Below are 19318 nucleotides of genomic sequence, written 5' to 3'. Positions count from 1 at the left end.
ATTCTCCTTTAATCCTGTTATTAGAAACTAGGTAATATTCGGTGAATGGCAAAGTCATTTAAACCTAACAGTTCTGATTTAGTTCCTTCACCATTAATGGTATCTACTATTATTTCTAAAATTTGATCTGTTAGCATAGTAGTGTTACCTTTGTCTAATTGTTCACTTACATCCAAATCAATATGGTCAGCAAAAATTTGTGCAATATCTTTATTCACACAACATTTGATTACTGGCGAAATAGAAGAACTAGCAGGATCACCATCTTCGGTAAAGTGCAGCAATAATTGAGCACCACTTGCTACCATTCCTGTCATAAGTGCTATTTTCCCCAATTTGCTAGGTGTGTAATGAGTACCTTTCTTTTGGATAGGCACACCATAATCTAGCAAATACGGATCATCAAAAAAAGATTTGTAGTCTTCTTGTATGATTACTACCTCTACTAAATTGGAAATTTGTGAAATTGCATGCAATATTAATTTCTTCTTATCACTTTCAACGTTATCATCTACAATAACTCCAATGCTTATTTCTTCTAATGAAGCATCGTCTTTTACTATAGCTATTTCGTTCATTATTGTATTTGCCTCTTTGATCCCCTGTTCAATCGTATTACTCGTACCACCAATTTGTTGAATAACGAGGTGTTCAACTGCTTTGTCTGATTTAGTTATTTCATTTGCTAAACTTTTAGGGCTTACTCCTTCACACCCTAAGCCAACGATTAAGACTCCACCTACATTAGGGTTTTTTCCGAATCCTTGTAATGTTCTTTTCGTTTGTATTAAATCATCTCCTACCTGTGCGCAACCAGCTTGATTCGCAATCGAAACGGCATCAGGTATTGCATTTGCAATTTGAGCACAAGTACTTGATGAGCATAATACAGAAGGTAAAATCAATAATCTATTCCGTATCCCAATCTGTCCATTTGCACGTCTAAACCCTTGAATATGCATGTCTACTTACCTCCTTCCTCTTCTATTGAATGACCCTGTTAATAGCAAATTCCTGAAAACCAAACTTTTCTGCCTTCGTCAACTCTCCGTTAGCAACTTTCACGATATAATGAAATAATTCATGACCTACCTCACTTATTGTCTTCTCACCTGTGATAATTCTCCCTGCATTAATATCTATATTATCTCTCATAATTTCAGCCATTTTCGGATTACCACATACTTTGATAACGGGAGCAATCGGAGAACCAACTGGTGTCCCTCTACCAGTCGTAAATATTATTATTTGAGCTCCACCAGCTATCATTCCTGTTATTGATTCGATATCATATCCTGGTGAATTCATTAAATAATGTCCTTTTTCTTTAAACTTTTCGCCATATTGGAGCACACCTTGGATTGGTGCAGTACCTGATTTATATATGGCTCCTAGCGATTTTTCTTCTATTGTTGATAATCCACCTTGAATATTTCCTGGGCTTGGCTGTGCTCCTCTAAAGTCCATCCCAGACTTTTTCAAATTCTCTTCATACATGCGAACGGTTTCAATAATTTGTTTACCTATATCTTCATTAATAGCATTTTTAGCTAGGACATGCTCAGCACCAATTAATTCAGGAGTCTCTGATAAAAAAGTTGTTCCACCATGCTCTACCAATAAATCCGAAGCCAATCCAGCAGCAGGATTGGCAGCAAGTCCTGAAGTAGTATCTGATCCACCACATTCTATTCCAATTGCTAATTCATCTATGCTAATATCCGTTCTTTGCACCACTGCTAATTCTTTGTTCATTTCTTCGCATAACTTTATCCCTCTATCTACCGTTGCTTGTATTCCACCAGACTTCATCATTTCTATTAGAGCGACAGGTTTCCCAGTATCTTCTACTTGTTTCATCACTCTTTCAGCTGATAACGTTTCATTACCAAATCCTACGATTAATGTGGCGCCGACATTAGGGTGTGTAGCAAATCCCACCAATGTTCTTTCTACTTGTTCAATATCTTGCTCAGATAATTGATTCTCCACTTGATTATCAAAGGTGACTGCCTCTGGCAACTTATTAGCAATAGCACGCGCTGTTGAAGTAGCTGACAATGACACTGGAAAGATTAACAAATGATTTCTAATGCCTGCATGATTGTCATTTCTTAAATATCCATTAAATTTCATTGTCTGTTAGCTCACCCTTCCCACGGATACTATCTATATTATGAATGTGGACATGCTCACCTTTTCGAATATTAGTAATTGCTATCCCTATAGGCTCACCATATTTTTTGATCTCTCGATTTTTCTCCACATTACAGAGTGCCAGTTTATGTCCGAATTGGATATTATCTTTTACCTTTATAACTTGATCGATATTTTTATAGTGAATTTTTGCTAAATCACCAACAGAAAGATCTTTCACCGCTGTAGCCACATTGTCCTCATCACTCATAATTAAAGCATTGTAATTTGATTTAGTCATAAGTTCTCCCCTTTTCTTTGGGTAAATCTATATACTAAGTCTTCCTTGATATGCGTTAATGATAATGCTTTCAACATCTGATGAACGCGTTAATCTGGGATTGATTAGTACATTCCCACTTCTCATCGAATCTTCAACAAGTTTTGGTAAATAGTCTAAATCAACTCCAATTTCTTTGATATTAGTTGGAATGTTTAATGACTCATTTAATGATACAACAGATTTAATCGCCATTTTCCCTGCTTCATAAGAAGGTAATTCATGAATGTTTTCTCCCATTGCTTCAGCGATATCTGCCATTTTTTCGGGACAAGCAGGTAAATTAAATTCCATAACAAAAGGTAATAAAGTTGCATTCGCAATACCATGTGGTATATCGAAAACACCTCCAAAAGTATGTGAAATAGCGTGAACATTGCCTAATCTTGACTGAGAAAAAGCAGCACCTGCTAATAACGAAGCAACAAGCATATTCTCTCTACTAACTATATCGCTACCAACGAAAAATGTTTTCTCAATGTTATTACTTATCATCTTTATTGCTTGTAGAGCTAATGCCTGGCTAATTGGATTTGCTGTCTTTGATGTGTATGATTCGATAGCATGTGTTAACGCATCCATTCCAGTTGCTGCAGTAATTTCCTGAGGTAAATCAACAATTAAGTTTGCGTCTAGGATTGCTCTATTAGGAAACAGAAATGGGCTAATAATCGCTGCTTTAAATTTACTATCTGAGTCTGTGACGATGGTTGAAGCAGTTACTTCACTTCCAGTTCCTGCAGTTGTTGGTATTACAGTCAAATCCATTCCTCGTTTTTTTAGAATTCCGACACCTTCATAGTCAAGAATATTTCCTGGATTGTTTGTCATAATTGCTACACCTTTTGCAGTGTCAATACTACTTCCCCCTCCGACTGCCAAAACTTGTTTTGCACCTGAGGCTTTTAATTTTTCCACGCCAGACATTATACTTTCTGCTGTAGGATTAGGTATCACTTCATCATATATTTCATAGGATATTGAATACTTCTCAAGTGATTCTAAAATCCTATTTAAAACACCAGCTTTAACAATTCCTTTATCAGTAATAACAAAAACAGTGTTGCTATTCATTTTATGATACATGTCACCTACTGATTCCGATAACCCTAATCCTACTTCAATTGTTGTAGGGATAAAATATTTAAAATCCATCCTTCCTTTCCCTCCTTTGGTAAATCGGTTGACCAATAAATTTAAAATAAAACTCAGTATTTTTCTATGCCAAGTTTTACTTTCAACATTTCACCATTGTCATTACGCATCCATTTCCTTCTTTTCTTTTATGATCTTGAGTATTCTATCGGTTGCATCTTCTACATGTGATTCCATTGCTTTTACAGATTCATTTGAATCTTTATGTGATAGAGCTTGATATATATTATAGTGGTCATTATAGGAAAACTGTGTTTCTCCTGCATCTTCAATAACAAGCTTTATCCATGTTCGCAACAATGATTGAATACTTGATAAAATCCCTATAAAAACCGTATTCTTAGACATTTGGGCTATTTTCATATGAAAATTGATATCTAATTCAACAAAGTCATCAATTGTTGATACTTTTAACTTATCTAAAATGACCTTTAGCTCTTCTAACTCGTTATCCGTGCATCGTTCTGCAGCCAATCTTGCTATAGGTACTTCTATTTCCTTTCTAACTTCAATAATATCTTGTACCCTATTTTCTCCTAACAGTAATCCCCATTCAATGGATTCCAATAATAATCCAGAATCAGCTCTTTTTAGATATGTACCATCTCCTTGCTTAACTTCTAGAATTCCTAACACAGTTAAAACTTTTATTGCTTCTCTTATCGCAGATCTACCGACTCCTAGTGCATCTTGAAGTTGTCTTTCTGCTGGTAAACGATCTCCAGGTTGAATACTTCCAGAAAATATATAATCTAATAATCTCCTAGTTAACTCAACTACTAAAGGCTTTTTTTGTATAGGCTTAAATTCAAATTGGCTTTTTTCCATCATGTATTCCTTCCTTCTTTGGCTTTATTAAACCATCTTAGGTTCTAGAGGTATTATATGTTTTAAATTCATGAGAAGTCAATGGTTCGCCAGTGTTAAGCTAACTAGAGTGGTGATGTAATGGATAAAAGAGCCACTTGAAAAGCGGCTCTTTTATCCATTTAAAAATTAAATTCTGGATAGTGTCTCATCTGGTTCATAACCTAATGCTTCATAATGATCTTTGCGTTTTTGTTGGTCTGATTCTAGGATAGCTTTTGCGAATTTCAATACTTCCTCTGCTTTGTCTTTCGGAATCACTAGCACACCATCATCATCAGCTACCACATAATCACCTGGTTCCACTGTTACCCCTGCACAATTAACAGGAATATTTACTCCGTCACCTTTCATTCTCCCCGAAACATGGTGAAATGTACGCTTAGTAGAAAAAGCATTTACATTTTGCAAATTACACTCATAAGAGTCTCTACAACCACCATCCACAACTGCACCTGCCATTCCTTTTATATGGAAATTCATCATATTTTCTGAACCTAAGACACCACCAGGGTAACCACCCATATCAATTACAAGAACATGATCTGTGACATCTTGTGCATTTAAGTCTTTCATAAATGAATATGCATCTGAACAAAAACGCTTATTTTGTTCAACATATTCTTCAACTGTTTCACATGGTGTAAATGATTCATCTGATGGAACTAACTTTACAGTCCATGCATAACCCACAAACGAAATACCTGGACGAATTGGTCTCATCTCTGTAGACATTGACCCTTTGTTAACTAACCCTAACGCATCCATACCATCTGATAAATCTGCTGCTCTACATTTTTTAATTTCCGCTAAAATTTCTTCTCTTGATCTTCCCATTAATAATTCCTCCCATAAATCTTTTTTTATTTTAAATTTTTTTGCTAACTATTTTTCAGATAAAAACGCTACACCATGTTCATTTTGTACACGATGTATATTTAACCCTTCTATTTCTGCTAAAATAATTTCAGCTAAAAATAATACTTCTGTTCCTTCTTCTAAGTGCCCTACATAATTACCTTCCTTATCCTGAGCTACTATGTGTAAATGTGGTTCACCATCAATAACGTTTCCAGATAATGATCCTAACTCTACAGGGCCATTACCTTGAATGGTTAGAATTTTATCTTCAGATGTTGGTCCCATACTAGTTGGTAGATGATAAACTAATTTTCTCATTGATCCGACCGCACCAAAAACTACTGCATTCTGTATACCTTCTTCTTTCAGTTGGTCCCTAATACTTTCTAGCAGTTTGTCACCTTTCGTCAAGCTAATTACGATTGCTCTGCCAAAACCTTTACCAAAGAAAACACTTTTTGACATGTTCAATACCTCCTACTAAATATTTAAATATATTAATAAATGGTAAAACCACCATCAACAACAATTGTTTGACCTGTTACGAAGTCCCCACCGGCAACTATTCCATAAACCATATCTGCAACGTCTTCAGGCAGTGCTATCCTTCCCAATAAAGTACCGTTGCTATGTTTATCTATGTGTGACTCCTGTCCATTCACCCATCTTGTTAAAACAATTCCAGGCGCTATTGAATTTACTCTAACTTCAGGAGCTAGAACTCGTGCTAATGATTTTGTCACACTAATACCTGCCGCTTTTGAGGCTGCGTATGCCATTGAACTTCCTGTACCATTAAACCCTGCAATTGACGTAATATTTACAATACATCCTTTGTTTTTTTTTAATTCTTCTTGGCAGGCTCTACTGGTGTAAAACATACCTTTTACATTGACATTGAACGCATTATCCCAATACTCATCTTTCATCCCTTCAAGATCTTCCAATACTACAAAATTAGTGGCACCCGCATTATTCACTAATATATCAATACTTCCAAACTTATTTAAAACTTGGTTACACATTTTTTTAACTTGTTCATTTTCTGATACATTAGCTTGGACAAGTAATCCACCTACACCTAGTGAAGATACTTCTTCTAAAGTCTGCTCAGCTTCTTTAATAGATTTCGTATAATTAATAGCGATATTAGCACCTTTTTTTGCAAGTTTTATAGCAATCGCTCTTCCAATACCAGTTGCTGCACCTGTAACCAGTACGGTTTTACCTTGTAGCTCCATACCACTACACCCCCTCGTTTTTCAAGTCAAATTCTGTTACTTATTTAATTCCAGTTGTTGAAATACCTTCAATAAGCAGTTTTTGGAATGCAATAAAAAAAATAAATATAGGAATTAATGATAATATTGACATTGCAAACATATCACCCCACATGGACTCCCCCATAGTATCCAGAAATCCTCTTAAAGCTAATGTTACAGTCCACTTCTCAGGGTTACTTAAATAAATAAATTGTGAGAAGAAATCATTCCATGTCCATATGAAAGTGAAAATGGCTGTAGTTACAAGAGCAGGTGTCATTAAAGGAAAAATAATTCTAGTAAAAATTTGTACCTGTCCACATCCATCAACTCTGGCTGCATTATCCAGCTCCCTTGGAATACCTCTGATAAACTGAACCATTAGAAATATAAAAAATGCATCCGTAGCAAGGAATTTTGGTACCACCAATGGAAGATATGTGTTTACCCAGTCTAAATTATTGAATAATATATATTGAGGTATCAATAGAACGTGAATTGGTAACATCATCGTAGCGAGCATTACAGCGAACAAGAATTTTTTCAAAGTAAAGTCAAGCCTTGAAAATGCATACGCAGCCATAGAGCAGGCTATGATGTTTCCTAAAATACTTAAACCTACAACTATAAATGAATTAAAATAAAAAGTAGTAAACGTAAATCCTGAAATCCCTTCCCATCCCTGCAAATAATTGTTAACAGTAATTTCAGAAGGCCATAGACCTACCTCTGTAAAAATCTTATCATTCGTCTTGAATGAACTACTTAACATCCAAAGCACTGGATAGAGCATAATGATAGCTCCTATAAAAAGAAATATGAACTTTGTACTTTCAAAGAATCTCTTTCTTGTAGCCGTTTTATTATTTTGTTTTGATGACGTCATCGTTGTCGTATGGTCTGCCATGTTCGACATAATAAACACCTCCTTAATCCTGATAGTGAACCCATTTTCTCGCTGTCAAAAATAGCAATCCTGTAAACGTTGCAATTATTAATAATAAGAACCAAGCCATAGCAGATGCATAACCCATTTGAAATTCTGTAAATGCTTTTATATACAGATATAGTGTATAGAACAACGTTGAATCTAATGTTCCACCTGTTCCTCCACCAATAATGTACGCTGGGGTAAACGCTTGGAATGCACCAATTATTTGCATTACTAAATTAAAAAAGATAATAGGTGTGATTAACGGTAAAGTGATTTTAAATAACATATAAGCAGGGCCAGCACCATCTATAGCTGCTGCCTCATATAAATCAGACGGGATTTGCTTTAAACCAGCCAGGAATATAACCATTGGAGAACCGAATTGCCATACAAGTAATATCACTAATGTATATAATGATGTCGATGGGTCTGCAATCCAACTTTGAGGTTCGACACCAAAAATCCCGATAAAATCATTAAAAATACCATCCATCCCAAATAATTGTCTCCATAACACTGCTATCGCAACACTTGGTCCTAATATTGATGGAACATAGTAAATCGCCCGAAAGAAGGATAGCCCCTTTACTCCTCTATTTAATAAAGTGGCCAAAGAAAAGGCTACTAAGAGTTGTAAAGGTACACCTAGAAAAACGTAAATAAAAGTTACTTTCAATGATTGGAAAAACCTACCATCACCATTGAGCATTGTTTCGAAATTTTGTAGACCAATCCAGTTTGGTGCTTGTAACATATTGTAGTTCGTAAATGATAAATAAAGTGATGCAACCATAGGTATGAAGGCTAATACGGTTACTCCTATAAACCATGGAGAAAGAAATAACAATGCAATCTTATTTTTCTGCCAAAATTTATAAAGCATATATTGATTTCACCTCCTTAAAGTATGTATATAATGTGAACAGACAATCAGATCGACTATCTGTTCACTCAAAATCATTACTGACTTAAGATAGAATCTGCTTCTTCAAAGAACGCATCTACAGCCTCATCAATAGTCATTTGTTCAAAAGCAATTTGTTCTGAGTAACTTTGGAACAACTCCGTAATCTTTACCGCACCTTCCGGACGTATTGTTGTTGGTGGAATATCCTTCGTAACAAGATTCATATGTTCGATAGCTTTTTGATCCATTGGATGTAAGGAATCTTGTAAATTATCTCGAACAGGCTTAGTACCTGGAAGTCCATTTTCAGCACTGTAAATTTCAGTTGCCTCTAAATCATTTACGAAATAATTTAATAATTTTGCAGCTTCTTCTTTTACTTCAGAATTTTTACTCATAACTTGGGCTGGCACCTGTAGCTGTTCTCCTCCACGGAACTCTCCATCTTCCATTACTGGGTAACGAGTAATAGTTAGTTCAGCGTCTCCTAATAAATCTGCAAACATTTTTGCTTGATTTGTCGGACGGTCTTGGAATAATTGTTTACCTTGAGCAAAAAGTGTACTTTCTTCCGGAACACCAGCTTGTTCAGCACTGACGTTACCAGGAGGAATAGCCCCCATTTCTCTCATTTCTGACCAATATTCCCAATAGCCTGCCAAGTCTTCTTTAGTAAAGCCTAATGCCGATCCGTCTGGTTCTAAGAATGATCCACCTTTTTGTCGTACCCACATTTCAATACCATGTTCTGTATTTAATGTGGGATCTGATGTTACATATTCTCCATCCGCTAAGGCCTCAACTGCTGTAGCAGCATAATCTTTAAATTCTTGATAGGTTATTTCTTGTGATGGAACTTCTAACCCTAGTTCCTCAATCTTAGATTTATTAGTGATTAAAGCTTGAATGGTAACCCCTTTTGCAAGCGCTAACAAATCACCGTTATAAGTTCCTGCCTCAATTACTGATTGATCCCATCCATCCAAACTTATTAAACCTTCATCCACATAAGAATCTAGAGGTTCAATTACATCTTTAGTAAAATATTCATTACCATATAGTAATAAGTGTAGACCGAATAAGTCTGGTGCATTTCCACCGGCTACTTGAGTTGATAACTTAGGCCAATAATCTCCAAATGTAGATGGTTCTCGGATAATTGTTACATGGGGGTTTTGTTCTTCGTAAAGATCTAAAATTTCATTATACTTTTTATCACGTTCTGTATTACCCCACCAAGCAAATCTAATTTCTACTTCTTCTTTAGAGGAATCTCCATTACTTTCTGACTCATTATTCGTTTCATTTCCATTAGACTCTTTATCAGTTCCTGCAGTATCATCATCACTGCTACAGGCTACTACATAAGCACAAGTGACCAACAAAATTATTAAAAATAATAATTTCTTTTTCAATTTGACCTCTCCTTTATTAAATTTATTTGATGGGTCTAATCAAGGATGTATTTTTCACCTCCCACCCGATAAATTAAACGCTTACATCAAACCTTTAAATAAAAAGGTTGACTTGTTGATTGGTATAGTCATTAATTGGTCAACCTTTTTTTATAAATTTAACCATGGATAATATCCATTGTCAATAGAATATTGAATATTTTAGTTTTTTCATTTCTTATTTATAAGTTTATTTCTGCACTTTGTTTTTCTAATGTCTTCTTTGAAACAGCCTCTGTAACTACTTCAACTACTCTTTTATTAAATGGATTGGGAATTACATAATCTTCTGTTAATTCATGTTTTTTTATTAAATTCGCTATAGCTTTTGCTGCCGCTATTTTCATTACTTCTGTAATTTCTGAGGCACGTATACTTAAGGCTCCTCTAAAAATCCCAGGGAATGCCAATACATTATTTACCTGATTAGGATAATCACTTCGACCAGTACAAATCACTCTAGCTCCTGCTTCTTTTGCTAATTCTGGTAAGATCTCTGGATCCGGATTCGCTAAAGCAAAAATAATTGGATCACTTGCCATTGACTGAATCATTTCTTTAGTTAATATATCCTTAACTGATACACCAATAAATACATCAGAATCTACTAATACATCTTCCAAGCTTCCTTTTTCTTTTGTGATATTTGTAGTTTCAGCCATTTGTTCTTTTATTTTATTCATTCCTTCGCTTCTACCCTTATAAATGGCTCCTTTAGAATCACAAAGAATAATGTTAGTTACTCCGAAATGCTGCAATAATTTAGTGACAGCTATACCAGCTGCGCCTGCTCCATTTACAATCACCTTTATATCCTCAAAGTTTTTATTCACCAGCCTTAATGAATTAATTAAACCAGCCATGGTAACTATAGCTGTCCCATGCTGATCATCATGAAAAACCGGAATATCAAGTTCATTCTTCAACCTTTCTTCTATTTCGAAACACCTTGGAGCAGCAATATCTTCTAGATTAATACCCCCAAAATTAGGTTCAATCATTTTAACTGTTTGAATTATATCTTCCACATTTTGAGAATTAACGCAAATCGGAAAAGCATCTACACCTGCAAACTCTTTAAATAAAACGGACTTTCCTTCCATTACTGGTAATCCAGCATGGGCCCCAATGTTTCCCAATCCTAATACAGCGCTCCCATCACTAACAACTGCAATAGTATTTCCCTTCATAGTATAATCATAAATGCTCTTTGAATCTTTATAAATCTCTCGACAGGGCTCTGCAACACCAGGTGAATAAGCTAAACTAAGATCCTCCGTATTCCTTACAGGAACTTTAGAATAAGTTCCTAATTTTCCTTTGTGCTTTACATGCATAGATAGTGCTTCATCTCGTCTGTTCATTTTATAAACTATCCTCCTAAAATATTTTTAGTAATATATATAAATCTCCTCTTGTTTATAATCTTTATAAGACTAAAGTAAAAAACAAGAGGAGATAGTTTTAAACGAATTACTAAAATAAATATTTCTTTAACCTTTAAGAAACACTGTCTTCATAGTAGTAAAAAATTCTTTCGCTGCCTGTCCTTGCTCTCTTGAGTAGGAACTAGATGCTTTCATACCACCGAATGGTGCTTGCAATTCAACACCAGCTGTTTCGGAATTAATTCGTACTAAACCTGCTTCAATATCATCGATAAACGATAGAATATGATCAATATTTTTAGTGAAGATTGAAGCACTCAGTCCGAAATCAACATCATTTGCCAATTCAATCGCTTCTTCAACTGTATCGACCTTCATTAGCGCCAGGACTGGTCCGAATATTTCTTCCTGGGCAATTGTCATGTCTGTTGTGACATCATCAAAAATCGTTGGCTCAATATAATAACCATCTTTGAGATTACCTTCCGTTAGTACATTTCCGCCTAATGCTAAAGATGCTCCTTCTTCTTTCCCTTTGGCTATATAATGTTTAACCGTATTATATTGCCCTTCACTTGCACAAGGCCCCATCCACGTAGCAGCATCCATACCATCGCCAACAGTAATTTCTTGTGCTTTTTCGATCAATCGTTGTTTGAATTGGTCATAGATACTGGATTGTACAATGACACGACTGCTGCAGGTACATTTTTGTCCGGTAGATTTCAATCCACCACTTAATGTTGCATCAACTGCAGCTTCGATATCTGCATCTTCTGCTATGATGATCGGGTTTTTTCCACCCATTTCTAATTGATATTTACCTCCGCGTGCTGCGACGATTTTCCCGATATTTTTCCCTACATTATTAGAGCCAGTAAAGGTAACAGCATTGACATCGCTATTCTCAGCCAAGCCTTGGCCGATAACAGAGCCGCTTCCTGATACAAAATTAACAACCCCTGCTGGAAAACCAGCCTTTTCAAAGCATTCCATTACCTTAGCTGCGGTAACCGCTCCTTCTGTTGCTGGCTTTAATACTACGGTATTACCATAAATTAAGGCAGGTGCCATTTTCCAAATTGGTATCGCTACAGGGAAATTCCACGGTGTAATTACTCCAACAACTCCAATTGGAACTCGTTTACTGAACATTAGTGCACTGGCATCTGTTGATGGTATTACATCACCATCAGATCGCATTCCTTCGCCTGCATAATATTTAAGTATTTGAATCCCGCGAGTGGTTTCCCCTTTTGCTTCGGGCAAAGATTTCCCCATTTCTTTCGTCATTGTTGTTGCAATCTCTTCCAAGTTCTCTTCTAACAAAGCTGCCGCTTGATACAGATAATTACCTCTTTCTGCTCCAGCTAATTTTCTCCAAGCTTTTTGTGCACTCTTTGCGTGAGACACAGCCTCGTCTAAATCGCCTCTTGCTGACTTTTGTACACTGCCAACTACTTCAGTTTTGTTCGCAGGATTGTAGCTTTCCAATACTTCACCTGTTGCAGATGCTTTCCATTCCCCGCCAATATAATTTAAGAATACATTTCTACTCATTTATTAACTCTCCTTTAAAAATATTGCTAGCTAATTTAACTGGGTTTCTTAAAACACCAATCGATTCAATTTCTATTTCGATAACATCTCCTTCTTCTAAAGTGAAGCTGTCATCTGGAATGATACATGTTCCTGTAAGTAAGGTTGTGCCATCTACAATATCATTATCTTTAATCAAGTAAGAAACTAATTCATTATAGCTTCTTTTCAACATGGATGTATTCGCGTTTCCTTTTGAGATCAATATACCTTTACGATAAATGCGACACTCAATTTCCAAATTATAAGGATCATCTATTGTATCCGCTAACAAAATTGCCGGACCAATGGAACAAGAGTGCTTCCACATTTTTGCCTGCGGTAAATAAAGTGGGTTCTCTCCCTCTATATCACGACTACTCATATCATTTCCTATTGTGTAACCTAAAATTTCACCATCAGCTTTGACCACTAATGCTAATTCTGGCTCAGGTATTTGCCAATTAGAATCTGCCCTAATTCCGACAGGTGTATCAGGACCTATTAATCTTCTTGCAGTAGATTTCAAGAATATTTCAGGCCTTTCTGCATCGTATACTTTATCATAAAAAGAATTAGTTTGAACTTTAGCTTCTCTATTTCTTGCTTCTTTACTTTTTAAATAGGTTACTCCTGCCGCCCATACTTCATCCGACACAATAGGTGCTAATAGCTCTAATTCTGATAATTCCTGCGGGATCGATTGCTTATTCATTATTTCCTCTTCAATTATTTGACTGCAACTCTTATTATGCTTTTCCGCTTCCGTAATTAAATCTTGAAAGGAATCTACTTTTAACTCAAAGATATTATTGCCATTAGTAACTACAGCTAACTGCTCTACATTCGATTCTTTCTTAAATCTAATAATCCTCATTTTTCTTCCTCCCATTTAATGTAATAAAAGGTACTGTCTTCCCTCCTTTTTGTTTTATAATATAAAACTAAGTTCTTTAATATAGTTAATAAAAAATTTATCTTTTTACAGATAAATTTTTTTATTACCCAACGTTTTCGAAATTTCAGAACAAGTTCGTTTCAAGGTACTTACGATTTCTTGTTCTAATTCTTTAGTAACCGTTTGTTTCGTAGTTGAAATACTAATAGCGGCAATCACTTTATTGGTATGATCAAATATCGGAACCGCAATGCAGAAAATACCAGGTTCATTTTCTTCATTATCAACGGAATAACCTTGGGCTCTGACTTTTGTTAATTCTTCTATATATACTTGTTTGTTTGTAATGGTATGATCTGTTTGTGCAAAAAAATGATAGTCTTTTAACAATTCATCTATTTCTTCTTGTTGTCTAAAAGCTATTAATGATTTACCCACGGCACTACTATGGATTGGAACTCTTTTTCCTATCCTAGAATACACAATAGCCGATGCACCCTCGACTTTATCAATATAGACACCATACATACCTTCTAGTATAACTAAGTGTGTCGTTTGTCCAGTTTTGACAGACAAATCAATCAGATGTTTTCTGGCAATCTCTCTTATGTCCATGCTATTTAACATAAATTGGCCACGTTCCAGCAGTTTTAAGCCTAAACTATATTTACCACTATCCGAATCCTGTTTAATATAATGGTGTTCTTTTAATGTTTTAAGCAACGAATGAGTTGTACTTTTGTTCAAATCTAATTTTCTGCTAATTTCAGTAATTTTCATTTCACTGTTTTGCTCATTAAATAGATCAAGGATTTTTAATGCTCTATCTACTGACTGGATGATCGGCATGTTTATGTAACCTCTTTCATTTCTTTACTTTGCTAAAATTATATCATATTAGTTTTATATAATCAAAAGTATTTTTAAATAGTTGAACTTACTTACATTCAAATAGTTGTACGCTTATTCTAAATATATTATGTATAAGCTATTGTCCCTTATCTTCTCAAATTATTTCAAGGTATATCTTAAGGTTAAAGCGTTTATGGTAATGATGATAGCGGAAAATTTGATAGTAATACTAGATTTCTGTTCCGCCCCCCACTGTTGCCCTAGAATATTTCAGCATTTTAAAAGGCTTTGGCAATGCCAAAGCCTTTGGATATTTTAGTTTAAAAATGCAAGATACAGTACAAAGATAACGAAAAGACACCACATGACTGGATTTACTTCTTTTGCTTTACCTTTTGCTACCATTGTGATTGGGTAGAAGATAAAGCCTACTGCGATACCTGTTGCAATACTATATGCTAGCGGCATAGTGACAACTGTTAAAAACGCAGGTACCGCTACATCAAATTCATCCCATGGAATGTCTTTCAAGGATGATGCCATTAGTACCCCTACAATAATTAATGCCGGTGCTGTCACCGCCGAAGTAACTACTCCTAATAACGGCGAAAAGAATAATGCTAAAATAAACAAAATAGCTGTTACTACTGATGCAAAGCCTGAACGTCCACCTGCACCAACACCTGTTGCAGATTCTACATAAGAAGTTGTCGTTGAAGTACCTAATGTAGCCCCTACTACAGTAGCTGCTGAATCTGAAAATAAAGCTTTTCCTGCTCTTGGTAATTTATTATCTTTTAATAAACCAGCTTTAGATGCAACTGCTACTAACGTACCTGCTGTATCAAAAAAGTCTACAAATAAAAACGTTAAAATAACTACTAGCATTTCTAAGGTAAATACTTCGCCTATGTGAGCAAATGCTGCACCAAATGTCGGAGCCATACTAGGAACTGGCGCTACAATTCCATCAGGAGTTGGCACTTGGCTAAAGATCATCCCCACAATTGCTGTAATAATCATGCCATAAAACACGCCGCCTTTTAATCCCAAAGCAAGTAAAATGACAGTAATAATAACACCAAAAACAGCTAATAATGTCGGACCTGTTGTTAGGTCCCCTAATGCAACCATTGTTGATGGGTCTGCAATAATAATTCCAGAGTTTTGAAACCCAATAAATGCAATAAACAAACCAATACCTGCTCCTACCGCCATCTTCAAAACAGGTGGAATGGCGTTAATTACTTTTTCACGAATACCTGTAAGCGTCAAAAGAATAAAGATAACACCCGATACAAATACACCTGCTAAAGCTGTTTCCCACGGAATTCCATGTCCTAACACAACTGTATAGGTGAAAAATGCATTTAATCCCATCCCTGGTGCGAGTGCAATGGGATATTTTGCAAAAACACCCATAATCAATGTACCAATCGCTGCTGCTAGAGCTGTCGCAACAAATACAGCATCTTTATCCATACCTGTTCCCTCTGCAGCTAACATGTCCGGGTTAACAAATAGAATATAGGCCATAGCTAAGAAGGTTGTAATACCTGCTACTGTTTCGGTACGGTAATTTGTCCCCAACTGATCAAATTCAAAATACTTTCTCACTTTACCTTTCCTCCCTTTAGTTCAACGACCGAAAATAAAAAACACCCTTAGAAATTCCAAGAGTGTTTTTACAATTCGGAGTAGTCTACATGATAAATAAATCTATATCCTACATCCTCCTCGTAGTCAGAGCAATTTACGGCGCTCTGGTAGAAACTCTTGGGCCTTATTCCCAACATTATACGACGAATGATTATAATCTAAATTATGTTTCTTTCATATACTACTATATTACTAGGCTGTTTTCATTTAGTCAAGACTAAATCCGAATATTTTTTTATCTTTCCATTGTATCGTTCGCCTTTAACTCCTCATAAATTTTTATCCCTTCCGCTGTATCTTCTATCAATATTGGACGATTTTTATTTCGTAATAACAGATAACAATAATAAAAGTCTCCAACACAACCAGATGTATGTATCGCAAATAGCAAGTAGATCCCCACACGATTTATCGGAAATATCAACGACAAGCAGATTAAAAAGGTAATGACAACAAAAGGCGTGATCGCAATCATGGTGAATTGTTTTTTCGTATATCTCGTTCCCGGATTAGCCGCATAGAGCATACCGCTTTTAAATCCATATTGCACTTTGGCTCCAGGAACAAATACTTTAAAAAAGATGCCATGAATCCATTCATGCAAGCAAAAGGTAACCACTAAGATGATTAAAAAAATAAAAAGGCCTAAGAAGGTAATGGAAAGAGAGCCTTGTGATGACATGAATATTCCTCCGATTATTATCAAACAGAACAGAACAATAGACCAAACGTTTAACCAAATAAGTAATTTACGATTTACCGCGATATTTATTTCGTCGATCAACTTTAAATTCATTCGCTATCACACCTTTGTTTTTCTTTCATTTTAACATAAAGTGAGACTATGATTAGTGGGGGTTTTGACCCCCACTGATCATTAGCGAAACTTATCAGGGTGTTAGCGTCTGTTATTCCCAAGCTTTATCCTTGTGTTACTTGAAGCTTGGAAGTGGGGGTATTACAGACGGTTAGCACCGTGATAAATTGGAAGTAAAACTCAGGCTTATTGCAAGTATACTAGTAAATAAAAAAGCATACACCTGTGAGTGAAACAAGTGTATACTTTTCTGACTTAGCTATTTATTCCCACTCAATTGTTGCTGGTGGCTTACTCGTTACATCGTACAGTACTCGATTGATATGATCTACCTCATTTACTAATCGGGTAGATATTTTCTCCAAAACATCCCATGGGATACGTGCCCAGTCAGATGTCATACCATCAATAGAAGTTACTGCACGGATACCAATCGCGTAATCATACGTACGCGCGTCACCCATAACACCGACACTGCGGATGTCTGGTAATACCGTGAAGTACTGCCAGATATCACGATCTAATCCAGCATTTTTAATTTCCTCACGTAAGATGGCATCTGATTCACGAACAATCTCTACTTTTTCTGGAGTGATTTCACCAAGTACGCGGATACCAAGTCCAGGTCCCGGGAATGGTTGACGCCATACAATCTCATCTGGCATTCCAAGCTCTGTACCTAATGCACGTACTTCGTCTTTAAACAACGTATCTAATGGTTCAATCAATTGAAATTCCATATCTTCCGGTAACCCGCCAACATTGTGGTGAGATTTAATGGTTTGTGCTGTTTCCGTACCACTCTCCACAATGTCTGTATAAAGCGTTCCTTGTGCTAAGAAATCCATTTTTTCCAGTTTTGCAGCTTCATCATCAAATACATAAATAAATTCGTTTCCGATGATTTTCCGCTTCTGTTCTGGATCGGAAACACCTTTTAACTTGGACAAGAATCGTTCCTGTGCGTCAACTCTAATAATATTCATTTTAAACTGATCACGGAACGTCTTCATGACGGTATCTCCTTCATTTTTCCGTAACAGTCCATGATCAACGAAGATACAAGTTAACTGATCACCAATTGCTTTATGAATTAGTGCTGCAACGACGGAAGAATCAACACCACCGCTTAAGGCACATAACACATTACGATTACCCACTTGCTCTCTGATTTTATCAACTTCCATATCGATGAAGTTTGCCATTGTCCAATCGCCTGTACAGTCACATGCCTGGAAGACAAAAGATTTTAAGACATCATTTCCATACTCCGTATTACGTACTTCGGGGTGAAATTGTACACCATATAATTGCTTGTCCTTATTACTCATCGCAGCAACTGGTGTAGACGAGCTTGTTGCTTCAATATCAAAATCTTTTGGTGGTTCGATAATTTTGTCACTATGGCTCATCCAGACCACTTGTTCTACCGGAGTTCCTTCAAAAAGTAATGCTCCTTCTTTGACATGGATGTCTGCTTTTCCATATTCACGCTGGTTGGCACGTTCCACAATACCATCGAAGTGATGGGTCATTAACTGCATCCCATAGCAAATACCTAAAACTGGAATACCTAAATCAAAAATACGCTCATCACAACGGAAACTATTTTCTCCATATACGCTGTGAGGACCACCAGATAAAATAATCCCTTTTGGATTCATTTCTTTTATTTCATCAATTGTTAAGCGATGCGAATGAAGTTCACTATATACGCCGAATTCACGGATACGACGTGTAATCAATTGATTGTATTGACTACCAAAATCTAACACTAAAATCATTTCATTGTTTACTTCCAAGTTGTCCACTCCTTCAGTTTGATTCCAATCTATACATAAAAGTGATGCTATCATCACAAAGATGGTAACTTTTTTCAACTCCGTTTTACACTGGGGACAGTATTTTTCAAGCTGAAAATAAAAATCTGCCTTTCTTGATACAAACAGAAAGGCAGAAATCTAAGGCAAGACTCCCGCCTTCATAGTCCGAACATTTACGGTGTTTCGGTAGAAACGTTTGAGCCTTATTCTCAAACATATATGAAGGTGTCGTGATGATGCAAGGAAGACTGCATCAATTACTTTGAGAATTATCAGGGTGTTAGTGTCCGTTATCCCCCACTTACCTTCTTGATTTACTCTAACCTTGTAGTGGGTGTTTTACGGACGATTAGCACCATAATAAATACTCCCTTTAATTTTTATCTA

18 protein-coding genes and 2 riboswitches are annotated in these 19318 nt (G+C 36.0%); all 18 genes read right to left on the bottom strand.

Features of this window, described 5'->3' with window-relative positions:
- Window positions 1-20: 20 nt before the first annotated feature.
- Window positions 21-962 carry a UxaA family hydrolase gene (locus ACTWP4_RS13225; RefSeq protein ID WP_443129246.1) on the bottom strand — a complete coding sequence of 314 codons (942 nt, stop codon included), beginning with the start codon at window positions 960-962 and terminating at the stop codon, window positions 21-23.
- A gap of 22 nt (window positions 963-984) precedes the next feature.
- Window positions 985-2136 carry a UxaA family hydrolase gene (locus ACTWP4_RS13220; RefSeq protein ID WP_443129245.1) on the bottom strand — a complete coding sequence of 384 codons (1152 nt, stop codon included), beginning with the start codon at window positions 2134-2136 and terminating at the stop codon, window positions 985-987.
- The gene (locus tag ACTWP4_RS13215; protein WP_443129244.1) at window positions 2126-2437 is read right to left on the bottom strand and encodes a UxaA family hydrolase; all 312 of its coding nucleotides are present in this window, start codon (window positions 2435-2437) and stop codon (window positions 2126-2128) included. The genes ACTWP4_RS13220 and ACTWP4_RS13215 overlap by 11 nt, the downstream gene beginning before the upstream one ends.
- A 27-nt stretch (window positions 2438-2464) precedes the next feature.
- Window positions 2465-3631 (bottom strand): iron-containing alcohol dehydrogenase, encoded by a 1167-nt coding sequence (locus ACTWP4_RS13210; protein ID WP_443129243.1) that lies wholly within the window; start codon window positions 3629-3631, stop codon window positions 2465-2467.
- A gap of 102 nt (window positions 3632-3733) precedes the next feature.
- Window positions 3734-4459: a FadR/GntR family transcriptional regulator gene (locus ACTWP4_RS13205; RefSeq protein WP_443129242.1), complete on the bottom strand. Its 726-nt coding sequence runs from the start codon at window positions 4457-4459 to the stop codon at window positions 3734-3736.
- A 168-nt stretch (window positions 4460-4627) separates the two neighbouring features.
- On the bottom strand, window positions 4628-5335 hold the full coding sequence (locus tag ACTWP4_RS13200) for an RraA family protein (protein WP_443129241.1): 708 nt from the start codon (window positions 5333-5335) through the stop codon (window positions 4628-4630).
- Between the two features lie 48 nt (window positions 5336-5383).
- A complete protein-coding gene (locus ACTWP4_RS13195) occupies window positions 5384-5824 on the bottom strand; it encodes a PPC domain-containing DNA-binding protein (protein ID WP_443129240.1) in 441 nt (146 codons plus the stop codon).
- A 32-nt stretch (window positions 5825-5856) separates the two neighbouring features.
- Entirely contained in the window at window positions 5857-6600 is a 744-nt protein-coding gene (locus ACTWP4_RS13190; RefSeq protein ID WP_443129239.1) for an SDR family NAD(P)-dependent oxidoreductase, read from the bottom strand.
- 40 nt (window positions 6601-6640) lie between these two features.
- Window positions 6641-7537, bottom strand: a complete 897-nt coding sequence (locus tag ACTWP4_RS13185; RefSeq protein ID WP_443129238.1) for a carbohydrate ABC transporter permease — start codon at window positions 7535-7537, stop codon at window positions 6641-6643.
- Window positions 7538-7550: 13 nt separating this feature from the next.
- Complete coding sequence (locus ACTWP4_RS13180; RefSeq protein ID WP_443129237.1) at window positions 7551-8438, bottom strand: carbohydrate ABC transporter permease; 888 nt, start codon at window positions 8436-8438, stop codon at window positions 7551-7553.
- Window positions 8439-8515: 77 nt separating this feature from the next.
- Window positions 8516-9877, bottom strand: coding sequence for an ABC transporter substrate-binding protein (locus tag ACTWP4_RS13175; protein WP_443129236.1), 1362 nt, complete (start codon window positions 9875-9877; stop codon window positions 8516-8518).
- Window positions 9878-10098: 221 nt separating this feature from the next.
- A complete protein-coding gene (locus tag ACTWP4_RS13170; protein ID WP_443129235.1) occupies window positions 10099-11280 on the bottom strand; it encodes an NAD(P)-dependent malic enzyme in 1182 nt (393 codons plus the stop codon).
- A 129-nt stretch (window positions 11281-11409) separates the two neighbouring features.
- Window positions 11410-12864, bottom strand: a complete 1455-nt coding sequence (gucD, locus tag ACTWP4_RS13165; protein ID WP_443129234.1) for an alpha-ketoglutaric semialdehyde dehydrogenase GucD — start codon at window positions 12862-12864, stop codon at window positions 11410-11412.
- On the bottom strand, window positions 12857-13759 hold the full coding sequence (locus tag ACTWP4_RS13160) for a fumarylacetoacetate hydrolase family protein (protein ID WP_443129233.1): 903 nt from the start codon (window positions 13757-13759) through the stop codon (window positions 12857-12859). The genes gucD and ACTWP4_RS13160 overlap by 8 nt, the downstream gene beginning before the upstream one ends.
- A 105-nt stretch (window positions 13760-13864) precedes the next feature.
- The gene (locus ACTWP4_RS13155; protein ID WP_443129232.1) at window positions 13865-14629 is read right to left on the bottom strand and encodes an IclR family transcriptional regulator; all 765 of its coding nucleotides are present in this window, start codon (window positions 14627-14629) and stop codon (window positions 13865-13867) included.
- Window positions 14630-14947: 318 nt separating this feature from the next.
- Window positions 14948-16249 carry an NCS2 family permease gene (locus tag ACTWP4_RS13150; RefSeq protein WP_443129231.1) on the bottom strand — a complete coding sequence of 434 codons (1302 nt, stop codon included), beginning with the start codon at window positions 16247-16249 and terminating at the stop codon, window positions 14948-14950.
- A gap of 103 nt (window positions 16250-16352) precedes the next feature.
- Window positions 16353-16455, bottom strand: a riboswitch (purine riboswitch).
- 71 nt (window positions 16456-16526) lie between these two features.
- Window positions 16527-17087, bottom strand: a complete 561-nt coding sequence (locus tag ACTWP4_RS13145) for a DUF3267 domain-containing protein (protein WP_443129230.1) — start codon at window positions 17085-17087, stop codon at window positions 16527-16529.
- A gap of 284 nt (window positions 17088-17371) precedes the next feature.
- Complete coding sequence (gene guaA / locus ACTWP4_RS13140) at window positions 17372-18892, bottom strand: glutamine-hydrolyzing GMP synthase (protein ID WP_443129400.1); 1521 nt, start codon at window positions 18890-18892, stop codon at window positions 17372-17374.
- A gap of 180 nt (window positions 18893-19072) precedes the next feature.
- A riboswitch (purine riboswitch) is annotated at window positions 19073-19174 on the bottom strand.
- Between the last annotated feature and the right edge of the window lie 144 nt (window positions 19175-19318).

The sequence above is a fragment of the Gracilibacillus sp. D59 genome, from assembly GCF_052246695.1.
GTDB lineage: Bacteria > Bacillota > Bacilli > Bacillales > Amphibacillaceae > Gracilibacillus.
Note: the sequence above shows the minus strand (reverse complement) of the source record. Positions and strands in the feature narration are given on the sequence as shown.